The following is a 20549-nucleotide window of genomic DNA, read 5'->3' on the forward strand; positions in this document are numbered from 1 at the left end:
TTCTGTACGCCTTACTCATCGGCGCCAGGTGATCTTTGCTGGAAAGCCGGTCCCCCGGGGCAACGGAGGGTTACTCCTGTTGCCCCAGAGGCTCCGGTGACAAGCCTAAAGCGTGTACTCGGAAGAGTTACTCGCCCTTGGCCTTCGCGATGATCTCCTCAGCGACGTTCCGGGGAACCTCGGCGTAGGAGTCGAACTGCATCGAGTAGCTGGCGCGACCCGAGGTCTTGCTGCGGAGGTCTCCGACGTAGCCGAACATCTCCGAAAGGGGCACGAGGCCCTTCACGACGCGAGCACCGTGACGCTCCTCCATGGCCTGGATCTGGCCACGGCGGGAGTTGATGTCACCGATGACGTCACCCATGTAGTCCTCGGGCGTGGTGACCTCTACGGCCATCATCGGCTCGAGGAGCACGGGAGAAGCCTTGCGCGCGGCCTCCTTGAAGGCCTGCGAACCGGCGATCTTGAAGGCGAGCTCCGAGGAGTCGACCTCGTGGTAGCCACCGTCGAGAAGCGTGACGCGAACGCCCGTCATCTCGTAGCCGGCCAGGATGCCGAACTGCATGGCCTCCTGCGCACCGGCGTCGACCGAAGGGATGTACTCCTTCGGGACGCGTCCACCGGTGACCTTGTTCACGAACTCGTACGCCGGACCGTCGGTCTCGGTGATGGGCTCGATCGCGATCTGCACCTTGGCGAACTGACCGGTACCACCGGTCTGCTTCTTGTGCGTGTAGTCGTGACGCTCGACGGCCTTGCGGATCGTCTCGCGGTACGCGACCTGCGGCTTGCCGACGTTGGCCTCGACCTTGAACTCGCGCTTCATACGGTCGACCAGCACCTCGAGGTGCAGCTCGCCCATACCGCCGAGGATGGTCTGGCCCGTCTCCTCGTCCGAGTGAACGTGGAAGGAGGGGTCCTCCTCCGCGAGACGCTGGATGGCGACACCCAGCTTCTCCTGGTCACCCTTGGACTTGGGCTCGATGGCGACCTGGATGACCGGGGCCGGGAAGTCCATGGACTCCAGGATGACCGGGCTCTTGTCGTCACACAGCGTCTCACCGGTGGTGGTCTGCTTCAGGCCCATGACGGCGACGATGTCACCGGCGCCCACCGCGTCGATCTCTTCACGCTTGTTGGCGTGCATGCGGTAGATCTTGCCGATGCGCTCCTTCTTGCCCTTGACGGAGTTCAGCACCGCAGTGCCGGCCTCCAGGCGGCCCGAGTAAACCCGGACGAAGGTGAGCTTGCCGAGGTGCGGGTCGCTCATGATCTTGAACGCCAGCGCCGCGAGCGGCTCCTCGTCGGAAGGCTTGCGCTTCACGACGACCTCGGCGTCGCGGACGTCGTGGCCCTCGATGGCCTCGATGTCCAGCGGCGACGGCAGGTAGCGGACGACGGCGTCGAGCAGGGGCTGAACGCCCTTGTTCTTGAACGCCGTGCCACAGAACACCGCGGTGATCGTGGGCTCGCCCTTGCCCTTGCCGGAGCCGAGGATGATGCGACGGACGGCGGCGTGCAGCTGCTCGACGGTGGGCTCGTTGCCCTCCAGGAACAGCTCCATGATCTCGTCGTCGTTCTCGGCGACGGTCTCGACCAGCTTGCCGCGCCACTCTTCAGCAGCCTCGGTGTGCGTGGCCGGGATGTCGACGATGTCGTACATCTCGCCCTTGGTCGCCTCGGCGGACCAGACGAACGCCTTCATCGTGACGAGGTCGACGACACCCTGGAAGTCGGCCTCGGCACCGATGGGGAGCTGCATGACGATCGGAACCGCACCGAGGCGGTCCTTGATCATGTCGACGCAGCGGTGGAACTCGGCGCCGGTGCGGTCGAGCTTGTTGACGAAGCAAATGCGCGGCACGCCGTAGCGGTCCGCCTGACGCCAAACGGTCTCGGACTGCGGCTCGACGCCGGCCACACCGTCGAAGACGGTGACGGCGCCGTCGAGGACGCGGAGCGAACGCTCCACCTCGACGGTGAAGTCGACGTGACCCGGGGTGTCGATGATGTTGATGGTGTGGTCAACATCTTCGAGCGGCCAGTGGCAGGTGGTCGCGGCAGACGTGATGGTGATACCACGCTCCTGCTCCTGCTCCATCCAGTCCATCGTGGCAGCGCCGTCGTGGACCTCACCGATCTTGTACGACACACCGGTGTAGAACAGGATGCGCTCGGTGGTGGTCGTCTTGCCCGCGTCGATGTGGGCCATGATCCCGATGTTGCGGACCTTGGCCAGGTCAAGCGAAGTGGTAGCCATAAGGCTTCGGTCTTCTCTCGGTCTCGATGTGGGGTGGGACTACCAGCGGTAGTGCGCGAAGGCCTTGTTGGACTCGGCCATCTTGTGCGTGTCCTCGCGCTTCTTGACGGCAGCGCCAAGACCGTTGGAGGCGTCGAGCAGCTCGTTCATCAGGCGCTCGGTCATGGTCTTCTCACGACGGGCGCGGGAGTAACCCACGAGCCAGCGGAGGGCCAGGGTCGACTGACGACCCGGCTTGACCTCGACGGGAACCTGGTAGGTCGCGCCACCGACACGGCGGGACTTGACCTCGAGGGACGGCTTGACGTTCTCCAGCGCGCGCTTCAGCGTGATGACCGGGTCGTTGCCGGTCTTCTCGCGGAGGCCTTCCATGGCGCCGTAAACGATGCGCTCGGCGGTGGAGCGCTTGCCGTTCAGGAGGATCTTGTTGATGAGCGAGGTCACCAGAGGAGATGCGTAGACCGGGTCGATGATGACCGGGCGCTTCGGGGCGGGGCCCTTACGAGGCATTCTTACTTCTCCTTCTTGGCGCCGTAGCGGCTGCGGGCCTGCTTGCGGTTCTTGACAGCCTGGGTGTCAAGCGCACCGCGGATGATCTTGTAACGAACACCCGGCAGGTCCTTCACACGGCCACCACGCACGAGCACGATCGAGTGCTCCTGCAGGTTGTGTCCCTCACCCGGAATGTAAGCGGTGACCTCGATGCCAGAGGTCAGACGCACACGCGCGACCTTACGCAGCGCCGAGTTCGGCTTCTTCGGGGTGGTCGTGAACACACGCGTGCAGACGCCGCGACGCTGGGGCGAAGCCTCAAGCGCGGGGGTCTTTGTCTTCTCGACCTTGTCCTGCCGGCCCTTACGGACCAGCTGCTGGATCGTAGGCACTACTTCTCCGGTTTCTGTGTGCCGTGTAGTGAAGCTAACCTGGAACTTTGCCGACCCACGCGGTCGGGTGTGTCGGATCCTGCACGCCTTCACCGAGGTGAAAGAGGGCGCGGATCGCGGTGTGGTCTTCTCGGCTCACCGCGGGGTCTCAAGCACACGCGGGAGCCCAGGGCACACCCCAGGCACAAGGTCAGAGCGTACCTACCTCACAGAGGTAGGTCAAAACAAATGCCCAGCACGAAAACACACCGGGCGCAAGGCGGCCGCACGAGCCAGTTCCACCCGGCCGCCACCTCGCCGTCCTCCCGCCCGCCGTCGTCGACGCCTCCGCGGCCGGCGCACTCGCCCGGGTGACGGCCCTGCCGGCCGTCCAGGCCGTGCTGCGGGGCCGGACGCGCACGGAACGGCCGTGGGGGCCGGACCGCGCGGCGGGCCGCCCTGCGGGCCGCTCCGGCCCGGCGACCTAACATGGCACCTTGTCTTCGCGCACGCCGAGCAGCAGGGAGCAGGACATTGGGGACCGTGGCAACGGAGTCGACCACAGTCGAAGCTCCTCCCTCCGGCCCGGACCGGAAGGTCCCCCGCCGCCCCGCCCGGCTCTACGGGCCGCTGCTCGCCTTCCTCATCACCTCGGCCGCGTTCTGCACGGCCTGGGTGGCGCGCGGCTCCTTCCCCTTCGGCAACACCGGCCGGGCCATCAACGACCAGGCCAACCAGTACGTGCCCTTCCACCGGGCGCTGTGGGACCTGGTCCACGGGCAGGCCGCCGGCGACGTGCTCTTCACCTGGCGCGGCGGCTTCGGCCAGCAGTTCCTGTCCGACTACCACACGTACCTCGGCAACCCCTTCTCCTGGCTGACCGTCCTCGTCCCCCGCGCCCACGTCGACCTGGCCGTCTTCGCGATCACCCCGATCACGATGGGCACCGCCGCCGCCCTGATGACGGTCTACCTGGGCAGACTGCACCCCGGCCCGTGGTGGCAGCGGGGCGTGCTCGGAGCCACGTACGGCCTGTGCGGCTGGGCGCTCAGCGACGCCTCGTACATCCCGATGTGGCTGTGGGGCCTGGTGGCGCTGCCCATGCTCGGCATCGCCGTCGAGTGGTGCCTGGAGGAGCGCCGCTGGCCGGGCGTGGCCCTGCTCGTCGCGCTCGCCTGGTTCGGGAACTTCTACACCGCGATGATGGCGACGATGGCCGCCTGCGTGCTGCTGGCCATCCGCCTGATCACCCGCGACACGACGGGCGCCCAGCGACTGCGCGCCCTGTGGCGCGCGGCGACCGCCGCGGCGACCGGCATCCTCCTCACCCTCCCGCTCCTCCTCCCCTCCTTCCTCTCCAGCGGCTCGGCGCAGCCCACCAAGGCCGGCGCCTTCGACCCGGTCCGGATCGAGATCTTCCTGTCGGGCATGCTCCCGGCGACCCACCTCTGGGGCGGCCGCCCCCGCCTGTACATCGCCTCGCTCGGCCTGATCCTGGCCGGCTCCTTCCTCCTCAACACGCGCATCGCGAAGAAGACCCGCCTGGTCTGGGCGGCCGCGATCCTCCTGGTGGCCGTGTCGTTCCAGTTCCCGCCCACCCAGTACGCCTGGCACGGCCTGGCCGTCCCGAACGGCAATCCGTACCGCGAGGCCTTCGTCTTCAGCGGCATGGTGGTGATCGTCGCCTGGCTGGCCCTGGCCAACCGGCCGCGCCCGCTCCACCTGGCCCTGGCCGCCGCGCTCCTCGTCCTGGCCACCTTCGTCCTGCGCCACACGAACGACTTCGGCGGCGCGACCTGGCCCGCCGTCCTGGGCGGGGGCGCGGTCTCCCTCCTGGCCCTGGTCCTCCTCGCCCTCGGCGACAAGCGCCGCCACCTGATCCCCGTCGCCGCCGTCCTGATGGTCGGCGTGGTCTTCGCCGAGTCCACGGCGGCCGCCGCCAACGCGGACGCCCGTCGCGCCCGCGAGCGCTGGGCGAAGCCGGCGCCCACCTCGAACCAGTCGATCACCAACCACTTCGAGGCCGTCCGGCGCGTGGACGGCTGGCCCGCCCACCGCACCGACTCGGGCGCGCCGCAGACCTCGTACAACGACGCCCTCGCGCTCCAGGCGGAAGGCCCGCAGTACTACAGCAGCTACCTGCCCGCGAGCACGTACCAGGCCCTCGAACCCCTCGGCTACGGCTACAAGAACGACGGCCGGACCTTCTTCGGCGCCGACAACCCGGTGCTCGACGCGATCTTCTCCATCGGCGCCCGCGTCCGCCCCGGCACCGCCCCGAACTCCTGGACGGCCTCCACCTTCCCCGCTCCCCCGCTGGTGACGGTCCGCGCCGCCCCCTACACCTCCCCCAATCCGGCCGACAGCGTCTACGCCCACCAGGAGAACGTCCTCGGCGCCGCCGTCTACGAGGTCCCCGAGGTCACCCGCGGCGGCACCGCCACCGAGCAGACGTACGCCGCCCGCTGCACCCCCGGCTCCGAGGCCTTCTGGTACTCCCCCGCCCTCCACGGCACCCTCACCACCGACGGCACCGCGAAGCCCCTGGAAGACCGGATGACCGGAGTCACCCCCCTCGGCCCGGTCCCCGCCTCGGGCAGGCTCGACGTCACGGTGAACACCAACACCAAGGACGCCACCGCCGGTGCCCACCCCCTGGGCTGCCTGAACCGCGCGGCCCTCGACCGGACCGTGTCCCACCTGGCCACCACGGGCGCCACCGAGGTGAAGGTCGGCGGCCACACCATCGAGGCCACCCTCCCCCAGGGCGCCCGCGGCACCGCCGTCCTGGCGATGACGAACGTCCCCGGCTGGCAGTGCTCGGCCCCGATCCGCGACTTCCACGGCCTGGTCTCCCTGGACCTCCCCGCGGGCACCGACAAGGTCTCCTGCACCTTCACCCCGAAGGGCCTCAACCCGGGCCTGACGGGCGCGGCCCTCGCCCTCCTCACCCTGCTCTCCGTCACGATCGCCACCCGCCGCCGCCGCGCCTGACCCGCGCGCGCACCGGACGGGAAACGAAGAAACCCCCCGCCGCTCCTCTCGGAGCGACGGGGGGTTTCTTCATACGAGCTGTTAGCCGTTGTACGGGCCGTAGTCGTAGTCCTCCAGCGGGACAGCCTGGCCGGAGCCGGTGCCGAAGGGCGAGTAGTCGATGTCGTCGTAGCCGACGGCCGAGTACATCGCGGCCTTCGCCTCCTCGGTGGGCTCGACCCGGATGTTGCGGTAGCGGGCGAGGCCCGTACCGGCCGGGATGAGCTTACCGATGATGACGTTCTCCTTGAGGCCGATCAGGGAGTCGGACTTGGCGTTGATCGCCGCGTCCGTCAGAACCCTGGTCGTCTCCTGGAAGGACGCCGCCGACAGCCACGACTCGGTCGCGAGCGAGGCCTTGGTGATACCCATCAGCTGCGGACGGCCGGAGGCGGGGTGACCGCCCTCGGTGACCACACGACGGTTCTCGGTCTCGAACTTCGACCGCTCGACCAGCTCGCCCGGCAGGAGCTCCGCGTCGCCGGACTCGATGATCGTCACGCGGCGCAGCATCTGCCGGATGATGATCTCGATGTGCTTGTCGTGGATCGACACGCCCTGCGAGTTGTAGACCTTCTGGACTTCGCCGACCAGGTGGACCTGGACGGCACGCTGACCGAGGATGCGCAGCACGTCGTGCGGGTTGGTGGCACCCATGGTGAGCTTCTGGCCCACCTCGACGTGGTCGCCCTCGTGCACGATGACCTTGGCGCGCTTCGAGATCGGGAACGCCGTCTCGTCGCTGCCGTCGTCGGGCGTGATGACGATCTTCTTCGTCTTCTCGGTCTCCTCGATCCGCACGCGGCCGGCGGCCTCGGAGATCGGGGCGACACCCTTCGGGGTACGGGCCTCGAAGAGCTCGACGACACGCGGCAGACCCTGCGTGATGTCGTCACCGGCCACACCACCGGTGTGGAAGGTACGCATCGTCAGCTGGGTACCGGGCTCACCGATGGACTGGGCGGCGATGATGCCGACCGCCTCACCGATGTCGACCAGCTTGCCGGTGGCGAGCGAGCGTCCGTAGCAGAAGGCACAGGTGCCGACCGCGGACTCACAGGTCAGGACCGAGCGGGTCTTGACCTCCTCGACGCCGTTGGCGACCAGGGCGTCGATGAGCACGTCACCGAGGTCGACGTTGGCCGGCGCGATGACCTTGCCGTCGATGACGACGTCCTCGGCCAGCATGCGGGCGTAGATCGAGGTCTCGACGTCGTCGGCCTTGCGCAGCACGCCGTCCTCGCCGCGAACGGCGATCTTCAGCTTCAGACCGCGCTCGGTGCCACAGTCCTCCTCGCGGATGATCACGTCCTGCGAGACGTCCACCAGACGACGGGTCAGGTAACCCGAGTCGGCGGTACGCAGGGCGGTGTCCGCCAGACCCTTACGGGCACCGTGCGTGGAGATGAAGTACTCCAGAACGGTGAGGCCCTCACGGAAGGACGCCTTGATCGGACGCGGGATGGTCTCGTTCTTCGCGTTCGACACCAGACCACGCATACCGGCGATCTGTCGCATCTGCATCATGTTTCCTCGGGCACCCGAGTCAACCATCATGAAGATGGGGTTCGTCTTGGGGAAGTTCGCGTTCATCGCCTCGGCAACCTCGTTGGTCGCCTTGGTCCAGATCGCGATGAGCTCCTGCGTGCGCTCGTCCTTGGTGATCAGACCGCGCTCGTACTGCTTCTGGACCTTCTCGTCCTGCTCCTCGTAGCCCTTGACGATGGCCTTCTTGGCCTCGGGCACGACGACGTCGGAGATGGCCACGGTGACGCCCGAACGGGTCGCCCAGTGGAAGCCGGCCGCCTTCAGGTTGTCGAGCGTCGCCGCCACGATGACCTTGGGGTAGCGCTCCGCCAGGTCGTTGACGATCTCGGAGAGCTGCTTCTTGCCCACCGAGTAGTCGACGAACGGGTAGTCCTCGGGCAGCAGCTCGTTGAAGAGCGCGCGGCCCAGGGTGGTCTTCAGACGGAAGCTGTCGCCCGGCTGGAACTCCTGCTCGCCCTCCTCGGCGACCGGCGGCACCCAGCCACGCGGCGGGATGGTGCCCACCGGGAAGCGGATGTCGACGGACGACTGGAGCGCCAGCTCGCCGTTGTCGAACGCCATGGTCGCCTCGGCCGTGGAGCCGAACGCGCGGCCCTCGCCCTTGGTGTCACGGAGCTCACCGTCGGTGGTCAGGAAGAACAGACCGAGGACCATGTCCTGGGTCGGCATCGTGACCGGACGGCCGTCGGCCGGCTTGAGGATGTTGTTCGAGGACAGCATCAGGATGCGGGCCTCGGCCTGCGCCTCCGCGGAGAGCGGCAGGTGCACGGCCATCTGGTCACCGTCGAAGTCCGCGTTGAACGCGGTGCAGACGAGCGGGTGGATCTGGATGGCCTTGCCTTCGACCAGCTGGGGCTCGAAGGCCTGGATGCCGAGGCGGTGCAGCGTGGGCGCACGGTTCAGGAGAACCGGGTGCTCGGCGATGACCTCTTCGAGCACGTCGTACACGACCGTGCGGCCGCGCTCGACCATGCGCTTCGCCGACTTGATGTTCTGCGCGTGGTTCAGGTCGACCAGGCGCTTCATCACGAACGGCTTGAAGAGCTCCAGCGCCATGGCCTTGGGCAGACCGCACTGGTGCAGCTTCAGCTGGGGACCGACGACGATCACGGAACGCGCGGAGTAGTCCACGCGCTTGCCGAGAAGGTTCTGACGGAATCGACCCTGCTTGCCCTTCAGCATGTCGCTGAGGGACTTCAGGGGACGGTTGCCGGGACCGGTCACCGGACGACCACGACGACCGTTGTCGAAGAGGGCGTCCACGGCCTCCTGAAGCATGCGCTTCTCGTTGTTCACGATGATCTCGGGGGCACCGAGGTCGAGGAGACGCTTCAGACGGTTGTTGCGGTTGATCACGCGGCGGTACAGGTCGTTCAGGTCGGAGGTCGCGAAGCGGCCACCGTCCAGCTGCACCATCGGACGCAGGTCCGGCGGGATGACCGGCACGCAGTCCAGAACCATGCCCTTGGGCTTGTTGCTGGTCTGCAGGAACGCGGAGACGACCTTGAGGCGCTTGAGCGCACGGGTCTTCTTCTGGCCCTTGCCGGTACGGATGATCTCGCGGAGGCGCTCGGCCTCCTCCTCGAGGTCGAAGGACTCCAGGCGCTTCTGCAGCGCGGCGGCGCCCATGCAGCCGTCGAAGTACGTGCCGAAGCGGTCACGCAGCTCGCGGTACAGGAGCTCGTCGCCCTCCAGGTCCTGGACCTTGAGGTTCTTGAAGCGGGCCCACACCTCGTCGAGGCGGTCGATCTCGCGCTGGGCGCGGTCACGGAGCTGCTTCATCTCGCGCTCGGCACCTTCGCGCACCTTGCGGCGTACGTCGGCCTTCGCGCCCTCGGCCTCGAGCTCGGCCAGGTCGCTCTCGAGCTTCTTGGCACGGCCTTCGAGGTCCGCGTCACGGCGGTTCTCGATCTGCTGACGCTCGACGGAGACGTGCGCCTCAAGCGACGGGAGGTCGCGGGTGCGACGCTCGTCGTCGACGAACGTGATCATGTACGCGGCGAAGTAGATGACCTTCTCGAGGTCCTTCGGCGCGAGGTCCAGCAGGTAGCCCAGGCGCGACGGGACGCCCTTGAAGTACCAGATGTGGGTGACGGGAGCGGCGAGCTCGATGTGGCCCATCCGCTCACGGCGCACCTTGGCGCGCGTGACTTCGACGCCACAACGCTCACAGATGATGCCCTTGAAGCGGACACGCTTGTACTTGCCGCAGTAGCACTCCCAGTCCCGGGTAGGACCGAAGATCTTCTCGCAGAAGAGTCCGTCCTTCTCGGGCTTGAGGGTGCGGTAGTTGATGGTCTCCGGCTTCTTGACCTCGCCGTGCGACCAGGTTCGGATGTCGTCCGCGGTGGCAAGGCCGATCCGCAGCTCGTCGAAGAAGTTGACGTCGAGCACTGTGCGTCAATCCCTCTTTCGGGGTCGAGTCTCAATCATGGTCTGAACGGTCCCGGGGATGACGGGGGGCTCTTGAGCGAGCCCCCCGTCAGGCCCGTCAGACCTCTTCGACGCTGCTCGGCTCGCGCCGGGACAGGTCGATACCGAGCTCCTCCGCCGCGCGGAAGACGTCCTCGTCGGTGTCGCGCATCTCGATGGACATGCCGTCCGAGGACAGCACCTCCACGTTGAGGCAGAGCGACTGCATTTCCTTGATGAGCACCTTGAAGGACTCGGGAATGCCCGGCTCGGGGATGTTCTCGCCCTTGACGATGGCCTCGTAGACCTTCACGCGACCGGTGACGTCGTCGGACTTGATGGTCAGCAGCTCCTGGAGGGCGTAAGCGGCGCCATAAGCCTCGAGCGCCCACACCTCCATCTCACCGAAGCGCTGGCCACCGAACTGCGCCTTACCACCCAGCGGCTGCTGCGTGATCATCGAGTACGGACCGGTCGACCGAGCGTGGAGCTTGTCGTCGACCAGGTGGTGGAGCTTGAGGATGTACATGTACCCGACCGAGATCGGGTCCGGGAACGGCTCGCCGGAGCGGCCGTCGAACAGGCGCGCCTTACCGGTCGGGAGCACCATGCGCTCGCCGTCGCGGTTCGGGATGGTGTGCTGCAGCAGGCCGGCCAGCTCGTCCTCACGCGCACCGTCGAAGACGGGGGTGGCGACGTTGGTACCGGGAGCGACCTGGTCGGCGCCGATCGCCTGGAGGCGCTGCGCCCACTCGTCCGCCAGACCGGAGACGTCCCAGCCGCGGCTGGCGAGCCAGCCGAGGTGGATCTCCAGGACCTGTCCCGGGTTCATTCGGGACGGGACACCCAGCGGGTTCAGGATGATGTCGACCGGCGTGCCGTCCTCAAGGAAGGGCATGTCCTCGATCGGAAGGATCTTGGAGATGACACCCTTGTTGCCGTGGCGGCCGGCGAGCTTGTCACCGTCGGTGATCTTGCGCTTCTGGGCGACGTAGACGCGGACCAGCTGGTTCACGCCCGGGGGAAGCTCGTCGCCCTCCTCGCGGTCGAAGACGCGGACACCGATGACCTTGCCGATCTCACCGTGAGGAACCTTGAGCGAGGTGTCACGCACCTCGCGGGCCTTCTCACCGAAGATCGCGCGGAGCAGGCGCTCCTCCGGGGTCAGCTCGGTCTCACCCTTGGGCGTGACCTTGCCGACCAGGATGTCGCCGGCGACGACGTCCGCACCGATGCGGATGATGCCGCGCTCGTCGAGGTCCGCGAGGACCTCCTCGGAGACGTTCGGGATGTCCCGGGTGATCTCCTCGGGGCCGAGCTTGGTGTCACGGGCGTCGACCTCGTGCTCCTCGATGTGGATCGAGGAGAGGACGTCGTCCTGCACGAGGCGCTGCGACAGGATGATCGCGTCCTCGTAGTTGTGACCTTCCCACGGCATGAACGCGACGAGCAGGTTCTTGCCGAGGGCCATTTCGCCCTCTTCGGTCGCGGGACCGTCGGCGAGGACCTGGGACTCGATGATCCGGTCACCCTCGTTGACGATGACCTTCTGGTTGACCGAGGTGCCCTGGTTCGAGCGGGAGAACTTGGCGACGCGGTACGTGGTGTACGTGCCGTCGTCGTTGGCGACGGTGATGTAGTCGGCCGAGACCTCCTGGACGACACCGTCCTTCTCCGCACGGATCGAGTCACCGGCGTCGACCGCACAGCGGTACTCCATGCCGGTGCCGACGAGCGGGGCCTCCGCCTTGATGAGCGGAACGGCCTGGCGCATCATGTTCGCGCCCATGAGGGCACGGTTGGCGTCGTCGTGCTCCAGGAAGGGGATCATCGCGGTCGCGACGGACACCATCTGGCGCGGGGAGACGTCCATGTAGTCGACGTCGTCGCCGGCGATGTAGTCGATCTCGCCACCACGACGGCGAACCAGGACGCGGTTCTCGGTGAAGCGCATCTCATCGTTCAGGGCGGCGTTCGCCTGGGCGATGACGAAGCGGTCTTCCTCGTCGGCGGTCAGGTAGTCGACCTCGTCGGTGACGACACCGTCGACGACCTTGCGGTACGGGGTCTCGACGAAACCGAACGCGTTGACGCGACCGTAGGACGCGAGCGAGCCGATCAGACCGATGTTCGGGCCTTCAGGGGTCTCGATCGGGCACATGCGGCCGTAGTGCGACGGGTGAACGTCACGGACCTCGAAGCCGGCCCGCTCACGGGACAGACCACCGGGACCCAGAGCCGAGAGACGACGCTTGTGCGTCAGACCCGACAGCGGGTTGTTCTGGTCCATGAACTGCGACAGCTGGCTGGTGCCGAAGAACTCCTTGATGGAGGCGACGACCGGCCGGATGTTGATCAGGGTCTGCGGCGTGATCGCCTCGACGTCCTGGGTCGTCATGCGCTCACGCACGACGCGCTCCATACGAGCCAGACCCGTGCGGACCTGGTTCTGGATGAGCTCGCCGACGTTGCGCAGACGACGGTTGCCGAAGTGGTCGATGTCATCGGTCTCGACCACGATCGAACGGCCGGACTCGCCGGTCGTCTCGGTCTCGCCGGCGTGCAGCTTGACCAGGTACTTGATCGTCGCGATGACGTCGTCGGTGGTGAGCACACCGGCGTCGAGCGGCTCGTCGGCGCCGAGCTTCTTGTTCACCTTGTAGCGGCCGACCTTCGCGAGGTCGTAGCGCTTCGGGTTGAAGTAGAGGTTCTCGAGCAGCGTCTGAGCGGCCTCACGGGTCGGCGGCTCGCCCGGGCGCAGCTTGCGGTAGATGTCGAGCAGCGCGTCGTCCTGGCCCTGGGTGTGGTCCTTCTCCAGGGTGGCGCGCATGGACTCGTACTCGCCGAACTCCTCGAGGATCTGCTCGGTGGTCCAGCCGAGAGCCTTCAGGAGGACGGTGACGGACTGCTTGCGCTTGCGGTCGATGCGGACACCGACCATGTCGCGCTTGTCGATCTCCATCTCCAGCCAGGCACCCCGGGACGGGATGATCTTGGCGGAGAAGATGTCCTTGTCGGACGTCTTGTCGATGGAGGAGTCGAAGTAGACACCGGGGGAACGGACAAGCTGCGACACGACGACACGCTCGGTGCCGTTGATGACGAAGGTGCCCTTGTTGGTCATGAGCGGGAAGTCGCCCATGAAGACCGTCTGAGACTTGATCTCTCCGGTCTCGTTGTTCGTGAACTCGGCAGTGACGAACAGCGGAGCCGCGTACGTGAAGTCGCGCTCCTTGCACTCGTCGACAGAGTTCTTCGCCGGCTCGAAACGGTGGTCGCGGAAGGTCAGCGACATCGACCCGGAGAAGTCCTCGATCGGCGAGATCTCCTCGAAGATCTCTTCCAGACCGGACTTGGTGGGGACGTCCTGTCCACTCTCAAGCGCCGACTCGACGCGAGACTTCCAGGCGGCATTGCCGAGAAGCCAGTCAAAGCTCTCGGTCTGCAGCGCCAGGAGGTTCGGAACCTCGAGCGGCTCCTTGATCTTTGCAAAGGAGATGCGCAGCGGGGCAGTGCTGGCACCGGTGTTCGTATTGGTCGAGGCGTTGCGCGAGGCGGCCAAGAGGGGGTCCTTCCGAGGGCTCGGACTCACTACGCGCGTACCGGTCCCAGCCGACACATAAGACCAACCCCCTGATCCGGCTAAAAGGCCAGGTCAGGACGGTTCAACCAAGTGTGCTTCAGCGTGGGCATGTCCCTGGCGACGGGCAGGGGACAGCTAACAGGCAGCGCAAAGGGTCAGTGTAGCCACTCGGCTCACTGATGTCCAGACCAGGTTTCCGGAAACCGGCAACAGGCCTTCCCCATGTCGTAGCGTCGCGTCCCTCGTACACAGAGCGCGTATCAGTACTGCCCTCTTCGTAGCCGATCCATGCCTCGGATCTCGGATCGAGGTGGTCGTGCTGCCGACGGGACTGAGAATTGCGCGCCTGGTCCCGTTCGTCAAGGCCCCCTGCTCCGTGCGGATCATCCTCGGACCCTGCTGCGGGGCAACGATGATCACCCTACTCCCCAACGAGACAGGGGCAAGTCAGGCACTCCGGATACGCCAAAGGGCGACCACCCTTACGGGTGATCGCCCTTGGTTGGGGCCTCAGAGGGGCCCCAGAGGTGTTACTTGACCTCGACGGAGGCGCCGGCACCCTTGAGGGCCTCGGCGGCCTTGTCAGCGGCCTCCTTGTTGACCTTCTCGAGAACGGGCTTCGGGGCGCCGTCCACGAGGTCCTTGGCCTCCTTGAGGCCCAGGGAGGTCAGCTCACGCACGACCTTGATGACCTGGATCTTCTTGTCACCGGCGCCGGAGAGGATGACGTCGAACTCGTCCTTCTCCTCGGCAACCTCGGCGGCGGGGCCACCGGCGGCGGGACCGGCAACGGCGACGGCCGCGGCGGCGGTGACGTCGAACTTCTCCTCGAAGGCCTTCACGAACTCGGAGAGCTCGATGAGGGTCATCTCCTCGAACTGGGCGAGGAGGTCGTCCTGAGAGAGCTTCGCCATGATGGGCGATCCTTCCACTAATTCGGCAGGTGCCGGATGTCTAGAGAGGCGGGCGTAACGGCCCGCTACGACCCACGCACTAGGCGGCGTGGATCAATGCGCGAGCCGAATTACTCGGCACCGCCCTGCTCGGCGAGCTTGACGCGAAGCGCTTCCGCAGTGCGGACGAACTTCGACGGCAGCGCCTGGAAGAGCGAGGCAGCCTGAGACTGCTTGCCCTTGAACGCGCCGGCCAGCTTGCTGAGCAGAACCTCGCGGGACTCGAGGTCCGCAAGCTTCTTGATGTCGTCGGCGGAGAGAGCCTTACCGTCAAGGACACCGGCCTTGATGATGAGGTTCGGGTTCTCCTTGGCGAAGTCACGCAGGGCCTTCGCCGACTCCACCGGGTCACCGGTGATGAAGGCGACCGCGGTCGGACCAGCAAAGTGCTCGTCCAGCGCGGTGATCCCGGCCTGGTTGGCCGCAATCTTGGTCAGCGTGTTCTTCACCACGGCGTACTGGGCGTTCTCACCAAGGGAGCGACGCAGCGTCTTGAGCTGCGCGACGGTGAGACCCCGGTACTCGGTCAGCACGGCGGCGTTCGAGCTCTGGAACGCGTCCGTGAGCTCGGCTACCGATGCAGCCTTGTTGGGCGTCGGCATGGTGCGTTCGCCTCCTTCCGGGTGATGAGGACCGCTCAGAAGGGGCTGACAAACAAAAACGCCCCGGCGTAGGCGCCAGGGCGTAGCTCAACCGGCTGCGCCCTTTGAGGAGCGTGTCCGGGAACTTTCCACAGTCACCTGCGCGGGTCGTCCGTAGTAGTCAACGGATCCTTCGGCCACCACACCCTTGCAGGCACGGCAACGACCAGCGGTCTTTGGCTTCTGTGGAAGCGTACGTGAAGGGGTCCAGTCGAGGCAAATCGCCTCAGGACCCGGCCTCGGGAGCCGACCTCAGGAGCCGCCCAGCCCGCCCAGTCCGGCGTCCCGCAGCGTCTTGTCGGCCTCCTTCAGGTCCGCGTCGGCCTCCTTGAGCGTGTCGTCGACGCCCTTCATCACCGTGTCGAAGTCGACCACCTGGTCCGTGGGCGGCGCGGTGACGGGGGCGGCCGTGCCGAAGTCGGAGAACTTCGCCGAGACCTTCGTCGTGCCGTCCTTGGTCACCCGCACCGTCTCGACGCGGACGGGGTAGCCGTCCTTGCCGATCCACAGGTCCACGTCGATGCCGGTGTACTCCTTGAGCGCCTCGTGGAGGTACGTGCGGTTCGCCTCCTCCATCACCTTGGTGGAGTCGTCCGCCGCGAGCAGGTCCGCGTTGGTGAGGCTGCTCTTGTAGTGCTGGGCCTCGACGCCGTCGGTCTGCTCGGCGCCGACCAGCGTCACCTTCTGTTGTCCCAGGAGCAGCGCGAGGTACTCGGCCGGGTCGTCGTTGAACCGGGCGCGGGGCTTCCCGTCCTTGTTCAGGTTCATCTTCATCCAGGACTTGCCCTGCAGGGGCTTGTCCATGTGGGTGTAGATGTCGTCGCCCAGCATGATCTGGTTACCGGTGCCCGCGCCCTTGGCGTCGATGCCGGTACTGGCCGGGTACCAGCCCTTCGTGCCGGTGAGCTGATCGGCCTTGCCGCTGCCGTCGGTGATGGTCATGTCGAACTTGGCGAACTTCGCGGCCGTCGTCTTCAGGTACGACGCCTTCACCACTTCCGCGGGCTGCTGCCCCTTGGGAGCGGCCTTGCCGTCCGTCTTCTCCCCGGCCTTGTCTCCCCCGCCGCAGGCCGTGAGGCCGGCCACGAGCAGTGCGGCCCCCGCCGCGGCGACACCGGCCCTGGTCAGGGCGTGCGTGTGCATCTGGTTCTCCCCCATGGTGGATCTGTCTTTCTACTGCTGAAGGGCGCGCGGGCCGGTCAAGCCCCGGCGCCGGCCCCGGCCTTGCCCAGTTCCTGGAGCATGGCGAAGAGGTCGAGCGTCTCGTTCTCCGGCGGGGCCTGGACGGTGGCCGCCGAGCCGTAGTCCGAGTAGTGGGCGTCGACCGTCATGGTCCCCTCGGGCGTGCCGATGCCGACCTTCATCTGGGCCGGGTAGCCGTCCTTGTCGACCCACACGTCCATGTCGTAGCCCTTGATGCCGGCCTTCTTCATGGCCTCGGTGAGCTTGGCCCGGTCGGCCTCGGTCAGCTCCTTGGCGTTCTGGTTGGCCGCGAGCATCTCGTCGAAGGTCAGCGTGCCCTTGTAGTGCGTGGTGTCCACGCCCTCGACCTTCTCGGCGCCGACGCTCTTCACGTTCGGCGAGGCGAGCAGCAGGGCGAGCTGCTTGGCCGGGTCCTGGCTCTGCTCCATGCCGCTCATGCCGCTGAGCTTCTTCATCGCCTCGGCGTCGCCCGAGGCCGCGGCGGCGGCGTTCAGGTCGAGCTTCATCCAGCGCTTGCCCTCCATGCCCGCGGCTGCCGGAGAGTCGGCCGGCATCTCCACGAACATGACGTTGTTCGACATGATCATGCGCATGGAATCGGCGCCCTGGCCGGGGGTGAGAGCGCCCTTCATGGTGATGTCCATGACGTTCGGGTCCCAGCCCTGGACGCCCGTCATCTCGATCGTGCCGCCCCCGCCGAGGGTCGCGGGCGTCGACATCGTCATGCGCACCTTGGCCGACTTCGCGGCGGAGGTCTTCTTGTAGGCCGCCGCGAGGGCCTCGGTGGCGTTGCCACCGGCCGCGGGCGAGCTCGGCTGCGCGGAGGCCGCGCCGGCCGTCTTGCCGGCGTCGTCCTTCTTCCCGCTCTCACACGCCGTGGCACCGCCCACGAGCAGTACGGCGGCCAGCGCGGCGCCGGCGGTCTTCTTCCGGTACACGGACATGGACATGGAGGTCCCCACCCCTTGATCGATCGTTTGCTCGGTCGACCATACGTTCCACCGCCGTCGGATCGCTCATCCATAAGCCCGTGTCAGCTCGCATGTGGCCGGCAACACGGAAAACGGGCCCCCCGCCACCCCGGTGAAGGGGGGCGAGGGGCCCGTTCAGCCACTCGGCGGGCCGGTCAGGCCCGGCCGAATCAGACCGCGGCCGGGTCTTCCTCGACGAGGAGGTTCCGGGTGCGGTTCGGGTCCAGCTGGATGCCGGGGCCCATGGTGGTGCTCAGGGCGGCCTTCTTGATGTAACGGCCCTTCGCGGCGGACGGCTTCAGACGAAGGATCTCGTCCAGGGCCGCGCCGTAGTTCTCGACCAGCTTGTCATCGGAGAAGGAGACCTTGCCGATGATGAAGTGCAGGTTCGAGTGCTTGTCGACGCGGAACTCGATCTTGCCACCCTTGATCTCGGTGACAGCCTTCGCGACGTCCATCGTGACGGTGCCGGTCTTCGGGTTCGGCATGAGGCCACGGGGACCGAGCACGCGGCCGAGGCGGCCGACCTTGCCCATGAGGTCCGGGGTGGCCACAACGGCGTCGAACTCGTTGAGGCGGTTGCCCTTGGCGATCTCGTTGATGAGCTCGTCGTCGCCGACAATGTCGGCGCCGGCGGCTTCCGCGGCCGCAGCACGGTCACCGGTCGCGAAGACCAGGACCCGGGCGGTCTTGCCGGTGCCGTGCGGGAGGTTCACGGTGCCGCGGACCATCTGGTCGGCCTTGCGCGGGTCGACACCCAGGCGGAAGGCGACCTCGACGGTGCCGTCGAACTTGGTCGTGGAGGTCTCCTTGGCGAGACGGACGGCCTCGAGCGGGGCGTACAGCTTCTCCCGGTCGACCTTGGCGTCCGCAGCGCGGAGAGTCTTGCTGCGCTTCACTTCTGCTCCTGTGTTGTTTCTTCAGGCGTGGAGTCGTGGTGCGGACCAGCGCTTGGTCCTACCACTGGTGGTACTGGAGGGGGGCTGGATCAGCCTTCGACGGTGATGCCCATCGAGCGCGCGGTGCCGGAAATGATCTTCACGGCGGCGTCGATGTCGTTGGCGTTCAGGTCGGGCATCTTCAGCTCGGCGATCTCCTTGACCTGGGCGGCCGTGAGCTTGGCGACCTTGGTCTTGTGGGGCTCGCCGGAGCCCTTCTCCACGCCCGCGTGCTTCAGGATGAGGCGCGCGGCCGGCGGAGTCTTGGTGATGAAGGTGAAGGAGCGGTCCTCGTAGACCGTGATCTCCACCGGCACGACCATGCCACGCTGCGACTCGGTCGCGGCGTTGTAGGCCTTGCAGAACTCCATGATGTTGACGCCGTGCTGACCGAGCGCGGGGCCGACCGGCGGAGCCGGGTTGGCCGCACCGGCCTTGATCTGGAGCTTGATAAGCCCCGTGACCTTCTTCTTCTTGGGAGGCATTGCTCTCTCCGGGTCCTAGTGAGAGTTTTCAGCCGCCGATCCGGTCATCCGGATGGAGGCATACCGCACCACGATAACGGGTATCGGTGCGGGGCTAAAAACCGAGCAGGTCAGACCGCCCTTCGAGAGGCGATCTGACCTGTCCGGAAGCTGTTGGATCGAGAAGATCAGTTCTTCTGGATCTGGTCGAAGCTGAGCTCGACCGGGGTCTCGCGACCGAAGATCTCGACGAGGCCCTTGACCTTCTTCGAGTCCGGGTTGATCTCGTTGATCGTCGCCTGCAGCGTCGCGAAGGGACCGTCGGTGACGGTGACCGAGTCGCCGACCTCGAAGTCCAGGACCTCGATGGTGCGCTTGACGGCGGGAGCCGGCAGACCGGCGGCCTCGGCGGCGGCCTTGTCGGCCTTCTCCTTGGCCTCCGGAGCGAGCATCTTGACGATCTCGTCCAGGGTCAGCGGGTACGGGTCGTACGCGTTGCCGACGAAGCCGGTGACGCCAGGCGTGTTGCGGACGACGCCCCAGGACTCGTTCGTCAGATCCATGCGGACGAGAACGTAACCGGGCAGCTTGTTCTGCCGGACGTTCTTGCGCTCGCCGTTCTTGATCTGGACGATCTCTTCCTCGGGCACCTCGGCCTGGTAGATGAACTCCTCGACGTTCAGCGAGACGGCGCGCTGCTCCAGGTTGGCCTTCACGCGCTTCTCGTAGCCCGCGTAGGTGTGGATGACGTACCACTCGCCGGGGAGCAGGCGCAGCTCGTCGCGCAGGGCCTGGATGGGGTCGACGGGCTCGGCGGGCTCGACCTCGGCGGCCTCCTCAGCCGCGTCCTCGACCTCGGCCTCGACGTCGCCCTCTTCCTCGGCGTCGTCAGCAGCCGGCTCGACCTCGGCGTCGTCCTCGACCTCGGCCTCGACGTCGCCCTCGTCCTCATCGGACTCGACGTGCATCGCGGCCTCTTCGGCGGCGACACCCGCCTTGGCGTCGGCGCGTTCGGCCTCGTCAGGGTCCACAGCGTCCGCCGCCTCGACGATGTCGAGCGCGTCCTCGACGGACTCGACGGAGTCGTGGCTCGCGTTCAGGTTCGGGTCAGACACGGTGGCTGCTTCTTCCTGGATACAAAAGGTGGTGGAACATGCGAAAACGGGCGGCACCCATCAAGGCGCCGCCCTCCGCGGGGATCAGCCGAAGACGAACTTGATGGCTTCCTGGAACCCATAGTCAATCACGGTCACCAGACCGATCATGATGACCACGAAGACAATCACCACGGTGGTGTACGTCGTGAGCTGGTTGCGAGTGGGCCAAACAACCTTGCGGAGTTCCGCGACGATCTGGCGGTAGAACAGCGCGAGCCGGCCGATGAGGCCCTTCTTGCCGCGCTTGCCGCCCTTGCGCGTCTTCTTCTCGCGCGTCTCGTCCTCGGCGTCAGGCATGTCGATGGAGCCCAGGGCGTCCGTCACGTCTCTCACCTGAATCCGGGTCGTGGCCGTACCGCGCCCGGTTGCGCCGCACGGCGTTGCATCGAAGTACGTACCTGCGCACACACATCCGAGAAGGAGTGTGGAGCAGGGCCGGAGGGACTCGAACCCCCAACCGCTGGTTTTGGAGACCAGTGCTCTACCAATTGAGCTACGACCCTTTGCGTCCCCCAACCTACCG

The 20549-nt window shown here is 66.7% G+C and carries 14 protein-coding genes and 1 tRNA gene; 1 reads left to right on the forward strand and 14 read right to left on the reverse strand.

Annotated features, from left to right (window positions below):
• Window positions 1-127 precede the first annotated feature (127 nt).
• The 3 genes from fusA to rpsL are packed head-to-tail and all read right to left on the reverse strand — an operon-like array spanning window position 128 to window position 3144.
• Window positions 128-2260, reverse strand: coding sequence for an elongation factor G (gene fusA / locus ACFV9H_RS23945; RefSeq protein WP_385401614.1), 2133 nt, complete (start codon window positions 2258-2260; stop codon window positions 128-130).
• A 39-nt stretch (window positions 2261-2299) separates the two neighbouring features.
• Window positions 2300-2770, reverse strand: coding sequence for a 30S ribosomal protein S7 (gene rpsG / locus ACFV9H_RS23950; protein WP_007265894.1), 471 nt, complete (start codon window positions 2768-2770; stop codon window positions 2300-2302).
• Between the two features lie 2 nt (window positions 2771-2772).
• Window positions 2773-3144, reverse strand: a complete 372-nt coding sequence (gene rpsL, locus ACFV9H_RS23955; protein WP_007265893.1) for a 30S ribosomal protein S12 — start codon at window positions 3142-3144, stop codon at window positions 2773-2775.
• Window positions 3145-3666: 522 nt separating this feature from the next.
• Here rpsL and ACFV9H_RS23960 point away from each other — a divergent pair.
• A complete protein-coding gene (locus ACFV9H_RS23960; protein ID WP_385401617.1) occupies window positions 3667-6117 on the forward strand; it encodes a YfhO family protein in 2451 nt (816 codons plus the stop codon).
• Between the two features lie 81 nt (window positions 6118-6198).
• Here ACFV9H_RS23960 and ACFV9H_RS23965 read toward each other — a convergent pair whose 3' ends face one another.
• The 11 genes from ACFV9H_RS23965 to ACFV9H_RS24015 form a co-directional block, all read right to left on the reverse strand.
• Window positions 6199-10098: a DNA-directed RNA polymerase subunit beta' gene (locus tag ACFV9H_RS23965; protein ID WP_385401619.1), complete on the reverse strand. Its 3900-nt coding sequence runs from the start codon at window positions 10096-10098 to the stop codon at window positions 6199-6201.
• A 97-nt stretch (window positions 10099-10195) separates the two neighbouring features.
• A complete protein-coding gene (rpoB, locus tag ACFV9H_RS23970) occupies window positions 10196-13678 on the reverse strand; it encodes a DNA-directed RNA polymerase subunit beta (RefSeq protein WP_385401621.1) in 3483 nt (1160 codons plus the stop codon).
• Between the two features lie 551 nt (window positions 13679-14229).
• Window positions 14230-14613 (reverse strand): 50S ribosomal protein L7/L12, encoded by a 384-nt coding sequence (gene rplL, locus ACFV9H_RS23975; protein WP_385401624.1) that lies wholly within the window; start codon window positions 14611-14613, stop codon window positions 14230-14232.
• A gap of 110 nt (window positions 14614-14723) precedes the next feature.
• Window positions 14724-15254, reverse strand: a complete 531-nt coding sequence (gene rplJ / locus ACFV9H_RS23980; protein WP_030026650.1) for a 50S ribosomal protein L10 — start codon at window positions 15252-15254, stop codon at window positions 14724-14726.
• A 291-nt stretch (window positions 15255-15545) separates the two neighbouring features.
• Window positions 15546-16451: a hypothetical protein gene (locus ACFV9H_RS23985; protein ID WP_385401627.1), complete on the reverse strand. Its 906-nt coding sequence runs from the start codon at window positions 16449-16451 to the stop codon at window positions 15546-15548.
• A 41-nt stretch (window positions 16452-16492) separates the two neighbouring features.
• Window positions 16493-17446: a hypothetical protein gene (locus ACFV9H_RS23990; RefSeq protein ID WP_385401629.1), complete on the reverse strand. Its 954-nt coding sequence runs from the start codon at window positions 17444-17446 to the stop codon at window positions 16493-16495.
• 191 nt (window positions 17447-17637) lie between these two features.
• Window positions 17638-18366, reverse strand: coding sequence for a 50S ribosomal protein L1 (gene rplA / locus ACFV9H_RS23995; RefSeq protein ID WP_030388881.1), 729 nt, complete (start codon window positions 18364-18366; stop codon window positions 17638-17640).
• 89 nt (window positions 18367-18455) lie between these two features.
• Window positions 18456-18890 carry a 50S ribosomal protein L11 gene (gene rplK, locus ACFV9H_RS24000; RefSeq protein ID WP_069921505.1) on the reverse strand — a complete coding sequence of 145 codons (435 nt, stop codon included), beginning with the start codon at window positions 18888-18890 and terminating at the stop codon, window positions 18456-18458.
• A gap of 167 nt (window positions 18891-19057) precedes the next feature.
• Complete coding sequence (gene nusG / locus ACFV9H_RS24005) at window positions 19058-19984, reverse strand: transcription termination/antitermination protein NusG (protein ID WP_385401633.1); 927 nt, start codon at window positions 19982-19984, stop codon at window positions 19058-19060.
• A gap of 84 nt (window positions 19985-20068) precedes the next feature.
• On the reverse strand, window positions 20069-20350 hold the full coding sequence (gene secE / locus ACFV9H_RS24010) for a preprotein translocase subunit SecE (protein WP_385401635.1): 282 nt from the start codon (window positions 20348-20350) through the stop codon (window positions 20069-20071).
• 106 nt (window positions 20351-20456) lie between these two features.
• Window positions 20457-20529 (reverse strand) — tRNA-Trp (locus tag ACFV9H_RS24015).
• Window positions 20530-20549: the final 20 nt, after the last annotated feature.

The organism is Streptomyces sp. NPDC059874 (genome assembly GCF_042731135.1).
Classification (GTDB): domain Bacteria; phylum Actinomycetota; class Actinomycetes; order Streptomycetales; family Streptomycetaceae; genus Streptomyces.